This window comes from Variovorax paradoxus (assembly GCF_009755665.1).
GTDB classification, from domain to species: Bacteria; Pseudomonadota; Gammaproteobacteria; order Burkholderiales; family Burkholderiaceae_C; genus Variovorax; species Variovorax paradoxus_G.
Map to the genome: position 1 here is coordinate 4524203 of NZ_CP046622.1, position 19969 is coordinate 4544171.

At 66.6% G+C, this 19969-nt stretch carries 17 protein-coding genes; 8 read left to right on the top strand and 9 right to left on the bottom strand.

Annotated features, from left to right (window positions below; genetic code table 11):
- Positions 1–166: 166 nt before the first annotated feature.
- The 8 genes from flhB (at position 167) to GOQ09_RS21150 (ending at position 10986) form a co-directional block, all read left to right on the top strand.
- The gene (gene flhB, locus GOQ09_RS21115; protein ID WP_157615425.1) at positions 167–1309 is read left to right on the top strand and encodes a flagellar biosynthesis protein FlhB; all 1143 of its coding nucleotides are present in this window, start codon (positions 167–169) and stop codon (positions 1307–1309) included.
- The gene (gene flhA / locus GOQ09_RS21120) at positions 1306–3393 is read left to right on the top strand and encodes a flagellar biosynthesis protein FlhA (RefSeq protein ID WP_157615427.1); all 2088 of its coding nucleotides are present in this window, start codon (positions 1306–1308) and stop codon (positions 3391–3393) included. The genes flhB and flhA overlap by 4 nt, the downstream gene beginning before the upstream one ends.
- Positions 3390–5765: a flagellar biosynthesis protein FlhF gene (flhF, locus tag GOQ09_RS21125; protein WP_157615429.1), complete on the top strand. Its 2376-nt coding sequence runs from the start codon at positions 3390–3392 to the stop codon at positions 5763–5765. The genes flhA and flhF overlap by 4 nt, the downstream gene beginning before the upstream one ends.
- Positions 5762–6643 carry a MinD/ParA family ATP-binding protein gene (locus GOQ09_RS21130; protein ID WP_157615430.1) on the top strand — a complete coding sequence of 294 codons (882 nt, stop codon included), beginning with the start codon at positions 5762–5764 and terminating at the stop codon, positions 6641–6643. Before flhF ends, GOQ09_RS21130 begins: the two co-directional genes overlap by 4 nt.
- The gene (locus GOQ09_RS21135) at positions 6600–7349 is read left to right on the top strand and encodes an RNA polymerase sigma factor FliA (RefSeq protein WP_165442110.1); all 750 of its coding nucleotides are present in this window, start codon (positions 6600–6602) and stop codon (positions 7347–7349) included. The genes GOQ09_RS21130 and GOQ09_RS21135 overlap by 44 nt, the downstream gene beginning before the upstream one ends.
- A 60-nt stretch (positions 7350–7409) precedes the next feature.
- Positions 7410–8474: a MerR family transcriptional regulator gene (locus GOQ09_RS21140; protein ID WP_157615434.1), complete on the top strand. Its 1065-nt coding sequence runs from the start codon at positions 7410–7412 to the stop codon at positions 8472–8474.
- Entirely contained in the window at positions 8471–9895 is a 1425-nt protein-coding gene (locus GOQ09_RS21145) for a carotenoid oxygenase family protein (RefSeq protein ID WP_157615436.1), read from the top strand. The genes GOQ09_RS21140 and GOQ09_RS21145 overlap by 4 nt, the downstream gene beginning before the upstream one ends.
- 170 nt (positions 9896–10065) lie before the next feature.
- Complete coding sequence (locus GOQ09_RS21150; protein WP_157615437.1) at positions 10066–10986, top strand: CsgG/HfaB family protein; 921 nt, start codon at positions 10066–10068, stop codon at positions 10984–10986.
- Between the two features lie 50 nt (positions 10987–11036).
- On the opposite strand, the gene cheZ is transcribed toward GOQ09_RS21150, so the two are convergent.
- Genes cheZ through motA form a run of 9 tightly spaced genes read right to left on the bottom strand, consistent with a single transcriptional unit; the run spans position 11037 to position 19959 of the window.
- Positions 11037–11693 carry a protein phosphatase CheZ gene (cheZ, locus tag GOQ09_RS21155; protein ID WP_157615439.1) on the bottom strand — a complete coding sequence of 219 codons (657 nt, stop codon included), beginning with the start codon at positions 11691–11693 and terminating at the stop codon, positions 11037–11039.
- 1 nt (position 11694) lies between these two features.
- Positions 11695–12090, bottom strand: coding sequence for a chemotaxis response regulator CheY (cheY, locus tag GOQ09_RS21160; RefSeq protein ID WP_185868148.1), 396 nt, complete (start codon positions 12088–12090; stop codon positions 11695–11697).
- Positions 12091–12121: 31 nt separating this feature from the next.
- Positions 12122–13201, bottom strand: coding sequence for a protein-glutamate methylesterase/protein-glutamine glutaminase (locus tag GOQ09_RS21165; RefSeq protein WP_157615441.1), 1080 nt, complete (start codon positions 13199–13201; stop codon positions 12122–12124).
- Entirely contained in the window at positions 13198–13836 is a 639-nt protein-coding gene (gene cheD / locus GOQ09_RS21170; RefSeq protein ID WP_157615443.1) for a chemoreceptor glutamine deamidase CheD, read from the bottom strand. Before cheD ends, GOQ09_RS21165 begins: the two co-directional genes overlap by 4 nt.
- Positions 13833–14654 carry a CheR family methyltransferase gene (locus GOQ09_RS21175; protein WP_157615445.1) on the bottom strand — a complete coding sequence of 274 codons (822 nt, stop codon included), beginning with the start codon at positions 14652–14654 and terminating at the stop codon, positions 13833–13835. Before GOQ09_RS21175 ends, cheD begins: the two co-directional genes overlap by 4 nt.
- Before the next feature lie 10 nt (positions 14655–14664).
- Complete coding sequence (locus tag GOQ09_RS21180; protein WP_157615447.1) at positions 14665–15978, bottom strand: EAL and HDOD domain-containing protein; 1314 nt, start codon at positions 15976–15978, stop codon at positions 14665–14667.
- Positions 15979–16006: 28 nt separating this feature from the next.
- Positions 16007–18085 carry a chemotaxis protein CheA gene (gene cheA, locus GOQ09_RS21185; RefSeq protein ID WP_157615448.1) on the bottom strand — a complete coding sequence of 693 codons (2079 nt, stop codon included), beginning with the start codon at positions 18083–18085 and terminating at the stop codon, positions 16007–16009.
- Positions 18086–18126: 41 nt separating this feature from the next.
- Positions 18127–19077: a flagellar motor protein MotB gene (motB, locus tag GOQ09_RS21190; RefSeq protein ID WP_157615450.1), complete on the bottom strand. Its 951-nt coding sequence runs from the start codon at positions 19075–19077 to the stop codon at positions 18127–18129.
- Positions 19078–19098: 21 nt separating this feature from the next.
- On the bottom strand, positions 19099–19959 hold the full coding sequence (motA, locus tag GOQ09_RS21195; RefSeq protein ID WP_126748349.1) for a flagellar motor stator protein MotA: 861 nt from the start codon (positions 19957–19959) through the stop codon (positions 19099–19101).
- Positions 19960–19969 lie beyond the last annotated feature (10 nt).

Consider the following 19969-nt stretch of genomic DNA (forward strand, 5'->3'; position numbering starts at 1 on the left):
GAAATATCACGACAGTCCCTAGAGCGCTAGTTATCTGGTTGGTGGGCCGATCACCCAAGCAGGGGGCAAATGCCCGCCCTGATCGATCAATTGTCCGGAGCCCTGAAAACGAACAATCTACAGCCATGAGCAGGCGATCTCTCGCCAAGGCTCGCCCGGAGCATGAATGGCTGAAGAAAGCGACCTCGAAAAAACGGAACCCGCCTCACCGCAGCGCCTTGAAAAGGCCCGCGAGGAGGGGGACGTTGCCCGGTCGCGGGAGCTGGTCACCTTCGTAATGCTGGGCACGGCGGTCGCCGGCCTGTGGCTCACTGCCGGCTCGCTCGGCGGTACCTTGCGCGGCGCGCTCGCCCAGGGCATGCACTTCGACCGGGCTTCGGCGTTCGACCCCTCCTACATGATGGCGCGCGCCGGGCTCATGGCGTACGAGGCGCTGATCGCGCTGGCACCGCTGTTCGGCATGATGGTGGTGGCCGCCGTGGTCGCCCCCATGATGCTCGGCGGTTGGCTGTTCTCAGCCAAGGCGATCGGCCCCAAGTTCAACAAGCTCGATCCGATTGCCGGCATCGGCCGCATGTTCTCGACGCAGGCGCTGTCGGAGCTGATCAAGGCGCTGGCCAAGTCGCTGCTGATCGGCTGGGTGGCCTGGCTGGTGATCATGGGCAACATCGACGAGGTCAATGCGCTCATGGCGCAGTCGGAGCGCTCCGCGCTGCCGCAGATGATCGCCCTGGTGGCACGCAACTGTGCCCTGATTGCCTCCGCGCTGCTGCTGGTGGCCCTCATCGACGTGCCCTATCAGCTGTGGAGCTACCACCGCAAGCTGCGCATGTCGCGCGAAGACCTGCGCCAGGAGCACAAGGAAAGCGAAGGCGACCCGCACATCAAGGCGCAGATCCGCCGCCAGCAACAGCAGATGGCGCGCCGCCGCATGATGGCCGAGGTTCCCAAGGCCGACATCGTGGTGACCAACCCCACGCACTTTGCGGTGGCGCTCAAGTATGTGGACCATGACATGCGCGCCCCGCGCGTGGTGGCCAAGGGAAGCGACCTCATCGCCGCGCGCATCCGCGAGCTTGCACGCGAGAACAACGTTGCCATTCTGGAGGCGCCACCGCTCACGCGCGCGCTGTTCAAGCACACCCGACTGGGCGACGAAATTCCGGCCGGCCTTTACACCGCGGTGGCCGAAGTGCTGGCCTGGGTCTACCAGCTCAAGCGCTGGAAGAGCGAAGGCGGTGAAGCGCCGCGCACGCCCGTCGACCTGCCCATTCCCGACTCGCTCGAATACTCGTTGGACGCCGCATGAACGCCACGCTGACCCGCCTGCAGGCGCAACTGTTCTCCGGAACCCAATGGAAGGGCCTTGCCGGCCCGGTGCTGATCGTGCTCATCCTGAGCATGATGGTGCTGCCGCTGCCGGCCTTCCTGCTCGACCTGCTGTTCACCTTCAACATCGCAATGTCGGTGATGGTGCTGCTGGTGAGCATGTACACCATGAAGGCGCTGGACTTCGCGGCCTTTCCCGCAGTGCTGCTGTTCTCCACGCTGCTGCGGCTGTCGCTCAACGTGGCCTCCACCCGCGTGGTGCTGATGCACGGCCACACGGGGCCAGACGCGGCCGGCAAGGTGATCGAGGCCTTCGGCCACTTCCTGGTGGGCGGCAACTTCGCGGTCGGCGTGATGGTGTTCATCATCCTGGTGCTCATCAACTTCATGGTGATCACCAAGGGCGCGGGGCGCATTGCCGAGGTGGGTGCGCGCTTCATGCTCGACGCCATGCCCGGCAAGCAGATGGCGATCGACGCCGACCTGAACGCCGGCCTCATCGGCGAAGACGTGGCGCGCAAGCGCCGCCAGGAAGTTGCGCAGGAAGCCGACTTCTACGGCTCGATGGACGGTGCCAGCAAGTTCGTGCGCGGCGACGCGGTGGCCGGCCTCCTGATCATGGTGATCAACATCATCGGCGGCCTGGTGGTCGGCATGGTGCAGCACGGCCTGGACTTCGGCAGCGCCGGCAAGACCTACACGCTGCTGGCGATCGGCGATGGCCTGGTGGCGCAGATTCCGGCGCTGGTGATCTCCACCGCCGCGGGTGTCATCGTGTCGCGCGTGACCACCGACGAAGACGTGGGCGGCCAACTGACCGGCCAGCTGTTCTCCAACCCGCAAGTGCTCTTTCTCACGGCCGGCATCATCGGCCTGATGGGGATGATTCCCGGCATGCCGAATCTGGCGTTCCTGCTGATCGCGGGCGGCCTGGCGTGGCTGGGCCGGCGCCTTCTCAAGCGCGCCCCGCAGGCCGCGGCCGAGCAAGCCGCCGCGGCGCAGGCCGCTGCCGCACCAGCGGCGGAAGCGCCCGAGGCAACCTGGGACGACGTGGCGCTGGTCGATCCGCTCGGCATGGAAGTCGGCTACCGCCTGATTCCGCTGGTGGACCAGACGCAGAACGGCGAACTGCTGGGCCGCATCAAGAGCATCCGCAAGAAGACCGCGCAAGAGATCGGCTTTCTGGCGCCGGTGGTGCACATCCGCGACAACCTCGAGATTGCGCCCAACACCTATGTCATCAGCCTGAAGGGCGTCGAGATCGGCCGCGGCGAGGCCTTCCCCAACCAGTGGATGGCCATCAACCCCGGCCAGGTGACCGGCACCCTGCCCGGCACGCCGACGCAGGACCCGGCCTTCCATTTGCCCGCGGTGTGGATCGACGCCAGCCTTCGGCAGGAGGCGCAGGTACTCGGCTACACGGTGGTCGATGCCTGCACCGTGATGGCCACGCACCTGAACCACCTCATCCAAACCAACGCCGCCGAGTTGCTGGGCCGCCAGGAAGTGCAGCAGCTGCTCGACCAGATCGGCAAGACCGCACCCAAGCTCACCGAAGACCTGGTGCCCAAGATCATCTCGCTGAGCACGCTGCACAAGGTGCTGCAGAACCTGCTCGACGAAGAAGTGCCGATCCGCGACATGCGCACCATCCTCGATGTAATGGCCGAGCACGCGCCCACCGTGAAGGACGCGGCCGAGCTCACCTCGCTCACGCGCCTGGCGCTTGGCCGTGCCATTACGCAGCAGCTGTTCCCGGGCGATTCCGAGCTGCAGGTCATCGGCCTGGACGGCGCGCTCGACAGCGTGCTGCAGCAGGCGCTTGCCAACAACAACGGCATCGAGCCGGGCCTTGCCAACAGCCTCATGCAGCAGACCCGCGCCGCGATTGCGCGCCAGGAGCAGATGGGCCTTGCACCGGTGCTGGTCGTCCAGCATTCGCTGCGCGTCCTGCTCTCGCGCTTTTTGCGCCGCAGCTTCCGTCAACTCAAGGTTCTCTCGCACGCCGAGATACCTGACACCCGCAACATCAAGATCACCGCCACCATCGGAGGAAGAGTTTGAACACCCAGACAGACGTGCGGACCAGCGCACGCAAGTTCGTCGCCCCCACCAGCCGGGAAGCCCTGCGCCTTGCGCGCGAAGCACTCGGCGCCGAAGCGATGGTGCTGACCAATCGCGTGGTTGCCGAAGGCGTGGAGATCGTCGCCATCGCGCCGGACGAAGTGGAAGAAGTGCGTGCGAGCGCACCTGCGGCGCAGCCCGCCGCGCAGCCTACGCCCGCGCCCGCAGCGGCTCCCGTTGCCGCTCCTGCAGCCGCCTTCATGCTCACCCCGGCGCCGGCGCCTGCACCCGCGGCGGCCCCCGTCGCAGTCGAAAGCGTGCTCGGGGAGCTGCACTCGATGCGCTGCATGATCGAAGAACAGCTCGCCGGCGTGGTGTGGAACGACAAGCAACGCCGCGACCCGATGCGCGGCCGACTGCTGCGCACGCTGCTCGGCGCCGGCTTCAGCGCACGCCTGTCCAAGGCCATGCTGGAGCATCTGCCCACGGGCCAGAGCTATGCCCAGGGCATGGCCTTCGTCCGCTCCGAGCTGATCCGGACCCTTCCGGTGCATGAAGACGAAGACGCGCTGCTGGCACAAGGCGGCGTGTATGCGCTGATGGGCCCCACAGGCGTGGGCAAGACCACGACCACGGCCAAGCTCGCCGCGCGCTGCGTGATGCGCTTCGGCGCCGAGAAGCTGGCACTGGTCACCACCGACAGCTACCGTATCGGCGCCTACGAACAGCTGCGCATCTACGGCCAGATTCTCAATGTGCCGGTGTACGCCGTAAAGGATGCGGCCGACCTGCACCTGGTGTTGCAAGACCTGCGCGACAAGCACATGGTGCTGATCGACACGGTCGGCATGAGCCAGCGCGACCGCGCCGTCTCCGACCAGATCGCGATGTTCTGCAACAGCCAGCGGCCCGTGAAGCGGCTGCTGCTGCTCAATGCCGCAAGCCATGGCGACACGCTCAACGAAGTGGTGCACGCCTACCGCAACGGCGGCGGCAACGAGCTGGCCGGCTGCATCTTCACCAAGGTCGACGAGGCCACCCACCCCGGCGCGCTGATCGATACCGTGATCCGTCATCGCCTGCCGGTGCACTACGTGTCCAGCGGACAGAAGGTGCCCGAGAACCTGATGCGAGCCGACCGCGCCCAGCTGGTGGACAGCGTGTTCCAGGCCAACAGCCGCAGCGCGCTCTTCGTTCCCGGAGAAAGCGACATGCAGGACGGATCTGCCGCAAACGCCGATGCGTCCGCCGCGCAGGCCGAGGCCGAACGGCAGCGGCTGCGTTACCGCCAGCTGATTCGCGCCATGGCGCACGACGCGCAAGAGGTGGCGGCCGCCGCGGCCGCGCTCGCGAACGCCCCGCTCGGCTTCGAGCAGTCGCGCGCGCTCTGGCGCCAGGCCGCCGATGAAAACGTCGGCCACAAGGCGGTGCTGCAGGCGCTCATGATGCACGCCACGAGCGAGATCGCTACCGGCTGCGACACCCATCTGCTTGCGCTGTCGAGCCAGGTGAGCCTCAAGTCGGACGAAGGCGGCGACGCCTATCAATGCCATGGCAGCCTGCTGCTTTCGGACCGCACCGGCATGCCGCTGGCCGCGCCCAACCAGTGGCTTTCCACCGGCACGGCCCGCAACCCCGCCGACCCCACGCGCAGGCCGGGCGTGCGGCAAGTGCAGTGGCTGCGCCAGCAGGACTTCGGCAAGACCGTGGTGCACGTGCTGTCGCGTCTGCCCGCGGCCGAACTCATGCTGCAGTGGAAAGTGCAGCGCCAGCAATGGCTCGCGCGCGCACCCGGGTCCACCGCGGTGATCGATCCGCGCACCGGCGAATACGCCACCCTCACCGGCCTGGACTTCTCGTTCGGCGAAGAACGGCCGGTCACGTTCAAAGGCCGCCCCGCACTGCAGTCTGAAGCCCAGGCCAACATCACGCTGCGCACCGACGGCGGCCCGCCCGGCCTTCGCTGCGTGGTCACCCGCATCACCGATCCGCGCAGCCGCAAGGTGCTGGCGCAGACCTACGCGCTCTCCAACGTCGGCCAGGAAGTTTCCGTGCGGCAGCTTGCGCAATGGCAGGCCTGGTCCGCCGAAGCGGAGCCCTGCTTCCGCCTGCTGCGCCAAGGCCTCTCGGTCATCGGCGGGCTCGGCGAGGCGGGCGATCCGCACATGATGAAGCGCCTGCTCATCGCCGGCCAGATCACCACCACGGTGTGGCGGCTGCTGCAGGCAGATGGCGACTGGGCCGGCCGCACGCGCGCACTGCTGGGCCAGCTGACCGGCCGCCCGGCGCGGCCCGGCCGGCCCCTCTCGGGCAACGTGTTGTATGCAGGCATGGGCAAGCTGTTCTTCCTGCTGGAGGCGCTGGACACGTGAGCAAGCTGGTGCCGGATCAAGCCGACGGACTGCGGCGGCTGCTCGCGCGATCGTCCGTGCGGCTCATCGCCATCGCGGGCATGGAGCGCCGACAGGGTGCCACCACCGCGGCAATGAACCTGGGCGCGGCCCTGGCCCACATGGGCAAGGACGTGCTGCTGCTCGACGAGCACAAGGCGAGCGCAAATTCAGTTCGCGGCGCATGGGCGGTCGATCCGCTCGGAACGCTGGCCGACGTCGCCACCCGGCGGCTCACCTGCGAAGGCGCGGCCGCGCGCGCCGAGTGCGGCGTCAATGTGCTGCCGGCGGTGCCGGGCGCTCAGCCCGACCACGTCGACCCGCGTCTTTTCTGGGAGGGCGACGTGGTGCTGATCGACGCGGCGCTCGACAGTGCCGGCCATTTGTCGCCGCTGGCGCGGCTGGCGGACGACCTGGTGGTGGTGCTCCAGCCCAACCCCGCGTCCATCACCGCCACCTACTCGGGCATCAAGCGGCTGCACTACGCGCACGCGCTGCACCAACTGCGGCTGCTGGTCAACGGCGTTGCCGAGCCCGACGCGGCCCGGCGGCTCATGGCCAACCTGATCGACACGGGTAGCCGCTACTTGGCGATTTCGATGCACGCCGCGGGCTGGGTGCGCGCCGATCCGCACCTGAGCGATGCAAGGCGCCTGCGCCGGACCGTCGTCGAGGCGTTCCCGACCAGCCCGGCGGCGGTGGATTTCCGTGTCATCGGCGCCGACGTTGCGCAATGGCCGTGGCGTCCCTCGGTTCGCTCGCGGGACGCGGAGCCGGCGCCGTGGCAGCCCGAGGCACTGGCGCCGCAACAAGCACATGAGGAAAGGGAAGGCCGTGTACACCGCTCAGGGCAATATTGAGAAGTCTCACCTGCTGAAGCAGCACCAGCCCATGGTGCGCCGCATGGCGCTCCAGATGCTGGCCAAGCTGCCCGCCAGCGTCGAGCTCGACGACCTGATCCAGGCCGGCATGATCGGCCTGCTGGACGCCTCTACCCGCTACCAGGACAACCGCGGCGCGCAGTTCGAAACCTTTGCGAGCCAACGAATCCGCGGAGCCATGCTCGACGAACTGCGCGCAAGCGACTGGGGCTCTCGCAACCTGCGCCAGCAGGCCCGCAAGGTCGAGCAGGCGATCCAGTCACTGGAGCACCGCCTGGGCCGGCCCGCCGCCGAAGGGGAGATCGCCAAGGAACTGAAGATGGACCTGGACGACTACCAGTCGCTGCTGCAGGAGATCCAGGGTTGCCAGTTGCTGTATGTCGAAGACTTTGCGCAGGAAGGCGAATCCGACAACCCCTGGCTCGACCGCCAGGCGCGCGGCGGCCGCCCCGGCGCCGACGACGACCCGTTGGCGCAACTGCTCGAGGCCGGTTTTCGCCACGAGCTGGTCGACGCCATCTCCGCCCTGCCCGAGCGCGACCAGCTGCTGCTGAACCTGTACTACGAAGAAGAACTGAACCTGCGCGAGATCGGCGCCATCCTGGAAGTGACCCAGTCGCGCGTGTGCCAGCTGCACGCCCAGGCCATCAGCCGCCTGCGTGCGCACCTGAAAGATTCGCTCTAGCGCCGCTTGACCCTCACGTAGCGGCAGGGTCTACGATGCCTTCAACTTGAGAGGGAAGGCATGTTCTTGAAGATCGGCGAACTCGCCCGGCGCACCGGGCTCACGGTTCGCGCATTGCGCCACTACGACGACATCGCACTGCTGGTGCCGTCCGAAAGATCCAGCGGCGGCTATCGCCTGTACGGCCGCAAGGACGTGGCGCGGCTCTACCGCATCCAGGCGCTGCGGCGGCTCGACCTGCCGCTTGCGGACATACAGCAACTTCTCGACGACGATGCCGGAGGGCTTTCGGAAGTCGTGGCACGGCAGGTTGCGCAGCTCGACGACGAGATCCTGCGTGCCTCCGCTCTGCGCACCCACCTGCTCGCGGTGCAGGGCCTGTTGCGGGCGAGCGAAGAGCCCGGCATCGACGACTGGCTGCTGGCGCTCGAAAGCATGGTTGCGGGCGCAAAGTACTTCAGCGACGACGAACAGCGCACACTGAAGACCCAGCGCCGCGGCTCGGCCGATGCCATGGCGCCCGAGCGCGCGGAGTTGTCGGCCTGCCTGCACAGCCTGGTGGAGGCCGGCGCATCGCCCGAAAGCCCGCAGGCCCAAGCCCTGGCGCAGCGCTGGATTGCGCTGCTGCTCGAAGAAGCCGGCGGCGACGAGGGCCTGCTGATGAAGCTCTACGCCATGCACTGGAACGAGCCGTCGCTCCATGCGCTCACCGGCGTGGACCGCGCGGGCATCCGCTACATCTCGCACGCAATGGCGTTCGCGCGCCTGCAACTCTATGCGCCCTACTGCAGCGAGGAAGACATGGCCACGCTGCGCCGGCATTACGTAGCGCAGACCGATGCATGGCCGCCGCTCATCGCGGAAGTCCGGCAGCAGATGACGGCCAAGGCGCCCACCCACGGCCCGGCCATGCGCGCGCTGGCATTGCGTTGGCAGGCGCTGTCGCTCGCCAAGGCCGGCGGTGACGCGGCCCTGCATGCCAAGCTGCAACAGGCGTTCCGCCAGGACGCGACGTTGCGGGCCGGCTCGGGTATCGACGAGGCGCTGGCCGCCTATGTCGGGCAAGCAATTGCACAGCTCGGCGGCACACCGGCCCTCATGAACAAACCCGAAAGCCCCCAGTGAACGCACCAGCGCAGAAGAACCCCCACTTCTTTACCGGCAACTACGCGCCGCTGACCGAGGAGCACGAAATTGCTGCGCTCGAGATCGAAGGCGCGCTGCCGCCCGGGCTCTCGGGCAGCCTCTACCGCGTCGGCCCGAACCCGCAGTTCGCACCGCGCGACGACAGCTATCACTGGTTCTCGGGCGACGGCATGGTGCATGCCTTCCATATCGGCAAGGGCAAGGTGTCGTACAGCAATCGCTGGGCGCGCACGCCCAAATGGCAGCTCGAGCATGAAGCCGGGCACGCGCTTTTCGGCACCTTCGGCAACCCCGCCACCAGCGATCCGCTGGCGCATGGCCAGAACGGCGGCACCGCCAACACCAGCATGCTGTGGCATGGCAACCGGCTCTTCGCACTCGAAGAGTCGCACCAGCCTTTCGAGCTCGATGCCTTCACGCTGGCCTCCAAGGGGCACCAGGACTTCGGCGGGCGCGTGGCCTCGCGCTGCACCGCGCACCCGAAGGCCGACCCCGAGACCGGCGAACTGCATTTCTTCGCGTACTCGCCCGACGGCCCCTGCTCGCCGACCATGCTCTACGGCGTGATGGACGCGCATTGCGAAGTCACGCAATTGCAGTCGTTCACCGCGCCGCATGCCAGCATGGCGCACGACTTCATGCTGACGCGCGGCCACGTGCTCTTTCCGGTCACGCCGCTGACGCTCAGCATCGAGCGCGCGATGCAAGGCAAGCCGCTGCTCGCGTGGGACGCCACCAAGCGCACCCATGTCGGCGTGATGCGCCGCGGCAGCGCGGCCGGCACCCTGCGCTGGTTCGACACTGAAGCCTGCCATTTTTTCCACGTGATGAATGCCTGGGACGACGGCAACACCATCGTGGCCTATGTGATGCAGTCGGACACCGCTCCCGGCCTGCCCGATGCCGAAGGCCGACCCGGCGACCCGCACGCCATGGCCGCACGCCTGTGCCGGTGGACCTTCGACCTGGCCGGCAAGGGCAGCGGCTTCCAGCGTGAATACCTGGACGACCTGGCGGCGGAGTTCCCGCGCATCGACGAGCGCTACACCGGGCGCCGCAACCGCTACGGCTTTTACACCTGCCATGCGACGCCGCGCGCGCGGGACGACTCGCAGAGCGTGCTCTACGACAGCCTGGCCCGGTTCGACTTCGATACCTCCACACGCAGCCTGTACACGCTGCCGCAAGGAGACGTGGTGGCCGAACCGGTGTTCGTGCCGCGCGCGGCGAATGCGGCGGAGGGCGACGGTTGGCTGCTCACGGTGGCTTGGCGCGAAAAGGAAGAGCGCAGCGACCTGCTGGTATTCGATGCCATGCGCCTGCCGGAGGGGCCGGTTGCGGCCGCTCGCCTGCCGCACCGCGTGCCGTTCGGCTTTCACGGGAATTGGCGGCCTGGCTGATTCCGCCCGAATAGACGTTTGATCAACCGACTTGTGCCTCCGGCGATGCACCCGCCGGCGTTGGCGTCCGCGCCACAAAGTGACTTTAGACACTGGGGGCAATCGTTCCTTCCCCCTAAATTTGCGCGGGGCCTGATCTCGGCCCTTTCGCAACAAACGGGGAGGATCGCATGAAGAAGTCCACGGGCAAGCCACGCCGGCTCGCACTTTCAAGATCGGCCATGGCAGCGGCAACGCTCATGGCTCTGGCGGGCTGCCAGAACATGCCCGCTCTCGACATGCAGATGGGCAGCCCATCCGCCAAGACGGTAGCCACCGGCAGCGCGGCCGGCTCGGCCACTTCCGGGGAAAGCAGCGCCCTCGAACGCTGCGACTCGCCGCTGGGCACCGTCTCGCTGATCGAGAACGTCAGTGCCGGCTGGTACACCGTCCTCACTGGCGAATACCGGCTGCCGCCCACGGCCAACCTGTTGCGTCTGCTGGTGCAGCAATCGAACTGCTTCGTGGTGGTCGAGCGCGGCGCGGCCGGCATGAACGCCATGAACCGTGAACGCGCGCTGATGCAGTCGGGCGAAATGCGCGGCGGCAGCAACTTCGGCCGCGGCCAGATGGTGGCTTCCGACTACGGCCTTTCGCCCGAGATCGTGTTCAGCAACAACGACGCGGGCGGCATCGGCGGTGCGCTGGGCGGGTTGGTGGGCGGAGGACGGGGCCTCGCCATAGCCAAGCTGGGCGCGAGCTTGCAGACAAAAGAAGCCAGCGCGCTGTTGACCCTTATCGACAACCGCTCGGGCGTGCAGGTGGCGGCCGCCGAAGGCAGTGCGTCCAAGACCGACTTCGCGGGCTTTGCCAATCTGAGCGGCGTCTCCGCAGCCGGGGGCGTCGGCGGCTACACGCGCACCCCACAGGGCAAGGTGATTGCCGCTGCGTTCATGGACTCCTTCAACCAGATGGTTCGGTCGCTGCGCAGCTACAAGGCGCAGACGGTACGCGGCCAGGGCCTCGGCGGCGGCGGGCGCCTGGGCGTGGATGGCGCAGCGGCGCCTTCGTCGACTTCGGCGCCGTCTGCGTCAAATCGCAGGGGAAAGTAGGCCCGCGGCTTCGGCTCGAATCGCCCCGGTTCCGCGTCCCTGGCAAGCCGTTAGAACCCGAGGCTCTCCAGCAGATCGTCCACCTGGGCCTGGCCTGTCACGGCCTCGGGGTTGCCGGCCACCACCTGCGGGCCGTTCTGAAGACTGTTGGCCTCCGCCTCGTGGCGTTTTTCAAGGTGCTTCTCGATGTGCGAGTTGTCGATCAGCACCTGGAGCAACTGCGTCTCCACGTCGTTGACCACTTCCATCATCTTCTTGATGACCTGGCCGGTCAGGTCCTGGAAGTCTTGCGCCATCAAGATTTCGATCAGCTGCGTGTTGATGGCGCCGGCCTTCTGCGGCACTTCCTGCAGGTAGCCGCGCGTGTCCATGACCAGTTGGCGCGCATGGTCCAGCTCCACCGGGTTCGCAAACCATTCGTCCCAGCGCTTGCTGAGCCCCTTGGCGTTGCTTGCAAGGTCTTCCTGCAGCGGTTGCGCCAGGTCGATGGCGTTGAGCGCGCGGTGCGCCGCCCGCTCGGTCATCGAGGCGATGTAGCCCAGCCGGTCGCGCGCATCCGGAATGGCTTGCGCGGCCTTGGCCACCTGCTTGTCGAGCCCCAGCTCGCGCAGGCCTTCGCGCAATTGCCGGGTCAGCTGCCCGATGCGCCCGAGCAACTCTTCGGCGGTGTTTCCGTGCTCCACGGGTTCGAGCGCAGCGTGTGTCATTTCAGGCCGCCTCTTTCTGGAGCTTCTCGAAGATCTTGTTGATCTTCTCTTCGAGCGTGGCCGCCGTGAAGGGCTTGACCACATAGCCGTTGGCGCCAGCCTGAGCGGCCGCGATGATGTTTTCCTTCTTGGCTTCGGCCGTGACCATGAGCACCGGCAGCTTGCCGAGCTCGGGGTCGGCGCGAATGGTCTGCAGCATGGTCAGGCCGTCCATGTTGGGCATGTTCCAGTCCGACACCACAAAGCCGAAGTTTCCGCCGCGCAGCTTCTCGATGCCGGCCGCGCCGTCTTCCGCCTCGTCGACGTTCAGGAACTCGAGTTCCTTCAACAGGTTGCGCACGATGCGCCGCATGGTCGGGAAGTCGTCCACAACCAAAATTTTGATGCTCTTATCGATCACGATTTTTCCAACTCCAACAGTTCGTTTTTCAAACCCGGTTCGCACGTTCGCCGAAGGTGCGCAGATGGGCCAGCACGCGGCGCCCCATCTCGCCCAGCGGCGCCACGTCGTCAACGGCACCCAATGCAATGGCCTCGCGCGGCATGCCGAAGACCACGCAGCTCGCCTCGTCCTGCGCGAATGTGTAGGCGCCCGCCTGCTTCATGCGCAGCAGCCCTTCGGCACCGTCTTTCCCCATGCCCGTCAGGATCATTCCGATCGCGTTCTTGCCGGCATGCCGTGCAGCCGAGTCGAAGAGCACGTCGATGGAAGGACGATGGCGGTTCACCGGAGGTTCCTCGTTCAGCTGGGCCACGTAGTTGGCACCGCTGCGGCTGAGCGAAAGGTGAAAGCCGCCCGGCGCAATGTAGGCATAGCCCGGCAGCACGCGCTCGCCATGCTCGGCTTCCTTCACGGTAATGCGGCACAAGCCGTTCAGGCGCTGCGCGAAAGACCGGGTGAAGCCGGCCGGCATGTGCTGCGCAATGAGCACGGCCGGCGCGTCCGGCGGCAGCGGCAGCAGCACCTCGCGGATGGCTTCCGTTCCGCCCGTGGAGGCGCCGATGATGATGAGCTTCTCGGTACTCAGAAGCGGGCTGCGCAGCATGGGTTCCTGCGGGCTCTCGGCCGCGCCCTTTGCCGCGGCGCTGTGCCGGCCGGGCAGCAGCCGCGCGGCAGCGGCGGTGCGGATCTTGCCGGCGATGATTTCCGTGTACTGCATCAGGCCGTCGCGCACGCCGAGCCGCGGCTTGGTCACGAAGTCGATCGCGCCCAGCTCCAGCGCGCGAAGCGCGATCTCCGAGCCGCGCTCGGTCAGCGACGACACCATGACCACCGGCATCGGGCGCAGGCGCATGAGCTTTTCGAGAAATTCCAGCCCGTCCATGCGCGGCATCTCGACGTCGAGCGTGAGCACGTCCGGGTTGGTCACCTTGATGAGGTCGCGCGCCTGCAGCGGGTCGGCCGCTGTGCCGACCACCGTCATGTCGGACTGGCTGTTGATGATCTCCGTCATCACGCTGCGGATCAGCGCCGAATCGTCGACGCAAACTACCTTGATCTTCTTCATGCGACCCAACTCCCCTTGCCATACGTGGCGGACCATTTGCGCAGCAGCTCGCCTTCGTCGCGCTGGACCGCCTGAATATCGACTTGCGCACGCAGCTTGCGCACCACCGCCTTGCCGGTGGGCAGCAGGCACACGCGGCGCGCGTGCAGGCCGCGCAAGTCCTGCGCGGCAACGGTGATGCGCTGCTTCTCGAGGTAGCGCAGCACGAAGTCGGCGTTGCGCCCGCCGATGTTGAGCATGGTCATGTTGGCCAGCACCGCTGCGCCGCCGAAGACCTTGGCCCGCAGGCGTTCGCGCCTTGCGCCCGCACGCAGCAGCTCGGCAATGAGCACGTCCATGGCATAGGCGCCGTAGCGCATCGACTCGACCTGGTCCCGCGCATCGGCCTCGGCATCGTCCGGGAGCATGAAGTGGTTCATGCCCGCAACGCCCGCTTCCACATCGGTGACGCAGGCCGCCACGCAGGAGCCCAGTACAGTGGTCAGCAGGATGCCGGCGTCCGTCACGTAGTACTCCGCCGGCAGCAGCTTGACTGCCGTGCAATCGAAGTCGCGGTCGAAGTAGTGGTGCGTGGCCACCGAGCCCGGCACGGCCGACGGCCTGGAACCCCGCTCCTGAAGCAGGCCCGGATTCATGCGCGCGCCTTGCTCAGCGTGTACACCGTCTGTCCGACCGTCTTGAATGTCTGGTTCACCAGCGACGCGTTCTCGGAGTGCCCTGCAAACAGCAGGCCGTTGGGCTTGAGCAACGGCACGAAGCGGTCCAGCAGCTTCTTCTGCGTGGGCTTGTCGAAATAGATCATCACGTTGCGGCAGAAGATCGCGTCCACGGGCTCCTTCAACGGCCACCCTGCGTCCAGCAGGTTGAGCCGCGAGAACTTGACCATGGCGGTCACTTCGGGGCGCACCCTCACCTTGCCCGCGTTGGCGCCCGTGCCCTTGTTGAAGAAGCGCCGCAGGCGCTCCGGAGACAGCCGGTTCACCTGCTCCATGGTGAACACCGCGGCCGAGGCCCTGGCCAGCACGGAGGTGTCGATGTCGGTGGCAATCACGCGGGCTGTGCTCGCGCGTTCGCCAAGCGCTTCCATCAGCGTGATGGCGATCGAATAGGGCTCTTCGCCGGTGGAGGCGGCCGCGCACCACACCGTGACGGGCTGCGTCGCCTTGCGTGCCAGGTCCGCCAGCACCGGAAAGTGGTGCGCCTCGCGAAAGAACGAGGTCAGGTTGGTCGTCAGCGAATTGATGAACAGCTGCCACTCGTCGCCGTCGCGGCTGTCTTCCAGCATGTTCAGGTAGGTGGCGAACTGGGGCAGCCCCAGGTCCCGCAGGCGGCGCGAAAGCCGGCTGTACACCATCTGCCGCTTGTGCTCGCCCAGGGCGATGCCGGCGCGGCGGTGAATGAGCGTGCGAATCCGCGAGAAGTCGCCGTCGGTAAAAAGAAATTCGGACGTCATGCTCAATGTCTTAGTGGCCGTCAATGGGCACCGCGTCCTGCGACCAGGCGAGCGCGGCAAGGTGTGCGGCGTTGACCTGGTCGGCGCTCAGCAGCAGCGCCTCCGCCAGGCGCGGCGCGTCGCCTGTGTCCCGCTCGCAGGCCTCGGCCAGCGAGAGGAATGGGCCATATACGCCGCCGCGCGTCAGGATGGCCTGCTGCACCGAATCGGAAAGCTGCACCTTGCTGAGCACCTCTTGCATCGGAATGCCGAGCAGCTGATCGATGAGCGAGAACATGCCCACCACGAAGAGGTTGTCCGACTCGCCGCGCGGCAGCATGATTTCGCCCATCAGCTCGACGAACCGGCCGCGCATGATGGCCTTCTTCATCATGAAGGGCGGGCTGCCCGTCGGGTTGCTGGTTGCCAGCAGCATCGAGAGCCAGCGGAACAGCGGCGAGTAGCCGAGCATGGTCACCGCATGGTGCAGCGAATGGATCTCGACGCCCGCCCCCACCGCCGGCGAATTCATGTGGCGCAGCAGCCTGTAGGTGAGCGCCGCATCGCGCTTGAGGGCGGCTTCGATCTCGCGCAGGTCTTCGTTGCGCTGGATCATCTGCAGCAGCCGCATGATCAGGATCGACTCGGGCTCCAGCGCGTGGCTGCCGGTTTTCACCACGGGCGGCGGCAAGCCGCAACTCGGATCGGCAAACACGTCGATGCGGCGCGCGGCGCAAGCCTCGAAGTCTTTCCACGAAGCCATGCGCGTCGCGATCGGCTGGATGGGCATGTGGTCGGGCTGCTCGCCGCGGCGGGCGGCCGCAACGAGCATCGGGTCTCCGTTGCCCACGTCGAAATGGGTCACCATGCCAAGCAGCTCGTGGTCCTCCGGCAGCGCCGTGGCGCCGCGCAGCATGAAGCTGAACCCCTGTTCGCGAAGGAACATCAGCACCGGCCGCAACTCCTCGTTCGCAAGATCGGCAAGCTCCACGCAGAAAACGGTGTATTCGGGCGGCAGCGATTGCAGCGCACCCAATGCCAGCGATTCGGCGTTCACATCGAAGAACAACTCGCTGCGCCCCAGCTGCCACGGGGTGTCCGGCGGATTGAGGTGCTCGGTCACGCAGGCCACCAGGGCCTTGAACTGCGTGATCGCGTCAGGCGCTTCTTCGGGCCTGGCGGCCGGGCGCCAGCCGAGCTTGTAGCCTGCAACCCGCTTCTGTGCATCCAGCAGCAGGGTATAGGCCACATAGCCGTCTGCATTGCGCAAGGCCGTCAGGTCTTTCGACTGTTCGGGTGCCGGTGTTTCTTCGGCGGCGGAGCGCCGGAAAAAATCAAAACGCATTGCATCGTCTCCCTATGGATATCGTTCGTCAGGCGGCAACCGGGTCCATCCGCGCCGCATTCACCAGGGCGGTGGTGCGCGTTGCGTGCGCGCGCTGGATGCGCGGCATGGCGTCCACGTCGATGATGAAAGCCACGCTGCCGTCGCCCAGGATCGTTGCGGCCGAAATTCCCGGAACCTTGCGGTAGTTGGTCTCCAGGTTCTTCACCACCACCTGGTGCTGGCCAAGCAGTTCGTCGACCAGCAGTGCAAAGCGCGCCTCGCCGGCCTGCACGATCACCAGGATGCCCTGCGTCGGATCGGTCTGCGCGCCCGACACGTCGAACACGCTGTGCAGTTCGATGAGCGGCAGGTATTCGCCCCGCACCTTGATCACATGGCCGTCGCTGGTAATTGAATGCAGGTGCTCGGACCGCGGCTGGAGCGACTCGATCACGTAGCTGAGCGGCAGGATGTAGGCCTCGGCGCCCACCTTGACGGACATGCCGTTCAAGATGGCCAGCGTGAGCGGCAGCACGATGCGGGTGGTGGTACCCCAGCCCTCGCGCGAGCTGATCTCGACGTGCCCGCCCATCTCCTGGATGTTGCGCTTGACCACGTCCATGCCCACGCCGCGGCCGGAGATGTCGGTCACCTGCTCGGCCGTGGAGAAGCCGGGCGCGAAGATCAACTGCCACACCTCGTCGTCGGGCATCGTCTCGGAAACGGGCAGCCCCTGCTGCATGGCCTTGGCCAGGATCTTTTCGCGGTTGAGGCCGGCGCCGTCGTCGCTCACCTCGATCACGATGTTGCCGCCGTGGTGCTGGGCCGACAGCAGCAGCTGCCCTTCGGCCTCCTTGCCCTTGGCAATGCGCTGCGACGGTGTCTCGATGCCGTGGTCCAGGCTGTTGCGCACCAGGTGCGTGAGCGGATCGATGATGCGTTCGATCAGGCCCTTGTCGAGTTCGGTTTCCTTGCCGAAGGTGTCCAGGCGCACCTCTTTGCCGAGCTTGGCGCTCACGTCGCGAATCACGCGCGGGAAGCGGCTGAACACATAGTCCATCGGCATCATGCGAATCGACATGACGGACTCCTGCAGGTCGCGGGCGTTGCGCTCCAGGTGGCCCAGGCCGCTCAGGAAGCGCTCGCACTCCACCGGGTCGAGCATGGTGGCGGCCTGCGTCAGCATCGATTGCGTGATGACGAGTTCGCCGACCAGGTTGATGAGCTGGTCGACCTTCTCCACGTCCACGCGGATCGAGCTCGAGTCTTTTGCGGCCGTTGCCGCGCCCGCGGCGGAAGGCTTGGCGGCCGCGCCTGCGGGTGCCGCGGCGGGCCGGGCCGCTGCCAGGGCAGCCGGTGCGGCAGCCACTGCAGCAGTGGGCAGCGGGTCTGCCGCGCTCGCAGCGCTTTCGGCGCCCGCCGCAGGGGCGGCTTCCGGCGTGATCTCGATCTGCGATTCGTCGATGACGAAGCAGCACACGGCAATGATGTCGTCCGGCGCGCAGCTGGTCTCGAGCACCACCGTGAGCTGGTCGTTGCTGCGCGTGCGCGACAGCAGCTTGCCGAGGTTTCCGAGCTCGTCGGCCAGCAGGTCGCATTCGCTGTCGGAAAGGCGCGAGAACTTGATGCGCAGCGCGTCGTGGCCCGGTGCGGCCGCGGCGGCAACAACAGGGACGGCAACCACCACCGGCGCGGGAGCGGGAGCGGGAGCCGGAGCCGAAACGGCAGCCGCGCCGCCCTCGGTCTCGAGCGCGAGTTGCCGGAGCACACCGCAGATGTGGGCGACCATCTCAGGATCGGGCTCGTTCTCGGCCTGATAGGCAATCAGTTGTTCTTGCAAGGCGTCCTTCGTTTCCAGAAATGCATCGATCATCGAGCGGCTCAGGTTCAGCTGGCCATGGCGCGCGCGGTCGAGCAGGGTTTCAAGCAGGTGCGTCGTATCGGTCAGCGCAACAAAGCCGAACGTGGCCGCGCCGCCCTTGATGGAGTGCGCGGCACGGAAGATGGCGTTGAGCTGCTCGCTGTCGGGCGCATCGGCGTCCAGCTCGAGAAGCAATTGCTCCATCTGCGCCAGAAGCTCGACGGCTTCGACAAAAAATGCCTGGGTGAACTGACTGAGATCCATCGTTGCTCCGAACCGGCTTGCTGTAGGGCCGGCATCAATTTCTATGGGTGCTCTGCGGAAGCGCCGCCGCCGGCGCTCCCCCTGGCCGTTACCTTGACGCTCTGGGCGGGAAGCAGCGGCGAAGGCGACGGCTGTGACTTGGCGGGCCAGCTCGCGGCGTTGCCGCTGCCGCTGTTCTCGCGCTCTATCTGGTGCTGGGTGCGGTGGTTGAGCAAAATGATGCTGATACGCCGGTTGATCGGGTTGCGCGGATTGCTCCTGTCCAGGTGCATGCTGTCGGCCAGCCCGACCACGCGCAGCACCTTGTTCTCGGCCATGCCGCCCACCACCAATTCGCGCCGCGAGGCGTTGGCCCGGTCGGCGGACAGCTCCCAGTTGCCGTAGGAGCGGTCTCCGTTGGAATAGACGATGGCGTCGGTATGCCCCGACAAGGTGATCCTGTTCGGCAGTTCGTTGAGCGTGGGGCCGATCTCCCGCAGGATGGCGCGCATGTGCGGCACCAGCTGCGCGCTGGCCAGGTCGAACATCGGGCGGTTCTCGCTGTCGACGATCTGCAGGCGCAGCCCCTCGGTGGTGATGTCGATCAATATCTGCGAACGGAACTGCTTGAACACCGGGCTGTTCTCGATGAGCTTGTCCAGCCGGTCCTTCATGCTGGCGAGGCGCTCGGCATCGGCGTCTTCTTCGGCGTCGGCCCGCTGGACCTCGCCGTCGGCGCGCGTGCTCGGGTCCATGCCGCCGCCCGGAATCACGCTTTCGCTGGTGCTGCTTTTCTCGCCGCCGTTGATGGCCACCTTCAGCGGCATGCGAAAGTGTTCCGCAATGCCTTCACGCTGCTTGGGCGAGGCGTTCGACAACAGCCACATCACGAGAAAGAACGCCATCATGGCCGTCATGAAGTCGGCATAGGCGATCTTCCAGCCGCCGCCGTGCCCGCCGCCTCCGTGGGCGGGAACGCGCTTGACGACGACCCTGTGTTTTTCCGTGCTCATGGCAATGTTCCACGCCGTGTATCAGCGGGCCTTGACCTCGCGCACGTGGCTGTCCAGCTCGGTGAAGCTGGGCCGCTCGGTCGAGAACAGCACCTTGCGGCCGAATTCCACCGCCAGCTGCGGTGCATACCCGTTCAGGCTTGCGAGCAGCGTGACCTTGGTGCACTGGTACATCTTCATGCCCTCGGCCACCTTCTGCTCGATGAGCGAAGCCAGCGGCGAAACGAAGCCGTAGGCCATCAGCACGCCCAGAAAGGTGCCGACCATCGCGTGCGCAATCAGCGCACCCATTTCCGAAGGCGGCAGGTCGGCCGAGGCCAGCGCATGCACCACGCCCATCACGGCCGCAACGATGCCCAGCGCGGGCAGCGCGTCGCCCACGCGCGAAAGGCTGTGCATGGGCACTTCGGCTTCGTGCTTGATGGTCTCGATCTCATGGTCCATCAGCGCTTCGATCTCGAACGCGTCCGTGTTGCCGCTGATGACCAGCCGCAGGTAGTCGCACAGGAACTCCATCACGGCCTCGTCAGCCAGGATGTTGGGATAGCGCGCGAAGATCTCGCTCTTGGCCGGGTCCTCCACGTCGGACTCCAGCTTCATCATTCCTTCCTTGCGCGCCTTGGCCAGCAGTTCATAGAGCAGCGCCAGCAGGTCCAGGTAGAGCTGCCGGTTGTGCTTGGACGAGCGCAGCAGGAGCGGAAGCTCCTTGAGCGTGGACTTGATCGTCTTGCCGTTGTTGCCCGCAATGAAAGCGCCCAGCGCAGAGCCGCCGATCATCAACAGCTCGACCGGCTGGAACAGCACCCCGAAGTGCCCGCCCATGAGCGCATAGCCGCCGAACACGGCGCCTATGACCACCAGATAACCAACCAAAAGGAGCACGCGCTTCCCC

Excerpts from the sequence above, each read along its gene's own strand:
- flhB (WP_157615425.1), top strand. The coding sequence starts at position 167 with ATGGCTGAAGAAAGCGACCTCGAAAAAACGGAACCCGCCTCACCGCAG.
- flhA (WP_157615427.1), top strand. The coding sequence starts at position 1,306 with ATGAACGCCACGCTGACCCGCCTGCAGGCGCAACTGTTCTCCGGAACC.
- GOQ09_RS21135 (WP_165442110.1), top strand. The coding sequence starts at position 6,600 with ATGAGGAAAGGGAAGGCCGTGTACACCGCTCAGGGCAATATTGAGAAG.
- GOQ09_RS21140 (WP_157615434.1), top strand. The coding sequence starts at position 7,410 with ATGTTCTTGAAGATCGGCGAACTCGCCCGGCGCACCGGGCTCACGGTT.
- GOQ09_RS21150 (WP_157615437.1), top strand. The coding sequence starts at position 10,066 with ATGAAGAAGTCCACGGGCAAGCCACGCCGGCTCGCACTTTCAAGATCG.
- cheZ (WP_157615439.1), bottom strand. The coding sequence starts at position 11,693 with ATGACACACGCTGCGCTCGAACCCGTGGAGCACGGAAACACCGCCGAA.
- GOQ09_RS21165 (WP_157615441.1), bottom strand. The coding sequence starts at position 13,201 with ATGAAGAAGATCAAGGTAGTTTGCGTCGACGATTCGGCGCTGATCCGC.
- cheD (WP_157615443.1), bottom strand. The coding sequence starts at position 13,836 with ATGAATCCGGGCCTGCTTCAGGAGCGGGGTTCCAGGCCGTCGGCCGTG.
- GOQ09_RS21175 (WP_157615445.1), bottom strand. The coding sequence starts at position 14,654 with ATGACGTCCGAATTTCTTTTTACCGACGGCGACTTCTCGCGGATTCGC.
- GOQ09_RS21180 (WP_157615447.1), bottom strand. The coding sequence starts at position 15,978 with ATGCGTTTTGATTTTTTCCGGCGCTCCGCCGCCGAAGAAACACCGGCA.
- cheA (WP_157615448.1), bottom strand. The coding sequence starts at position 18,085 with ATGGATCTCAGTCAGTTCACCCAGGCATTTTTTGTCGAAGCCGTCGAG.
- motB (WP_157615450.1), bottom strand. The coding sequence starts at position 19,077 with ATGAGCACGGAAAAACACAGGGTCGTCGTCAAGCGCGTTCCCGCCCAC.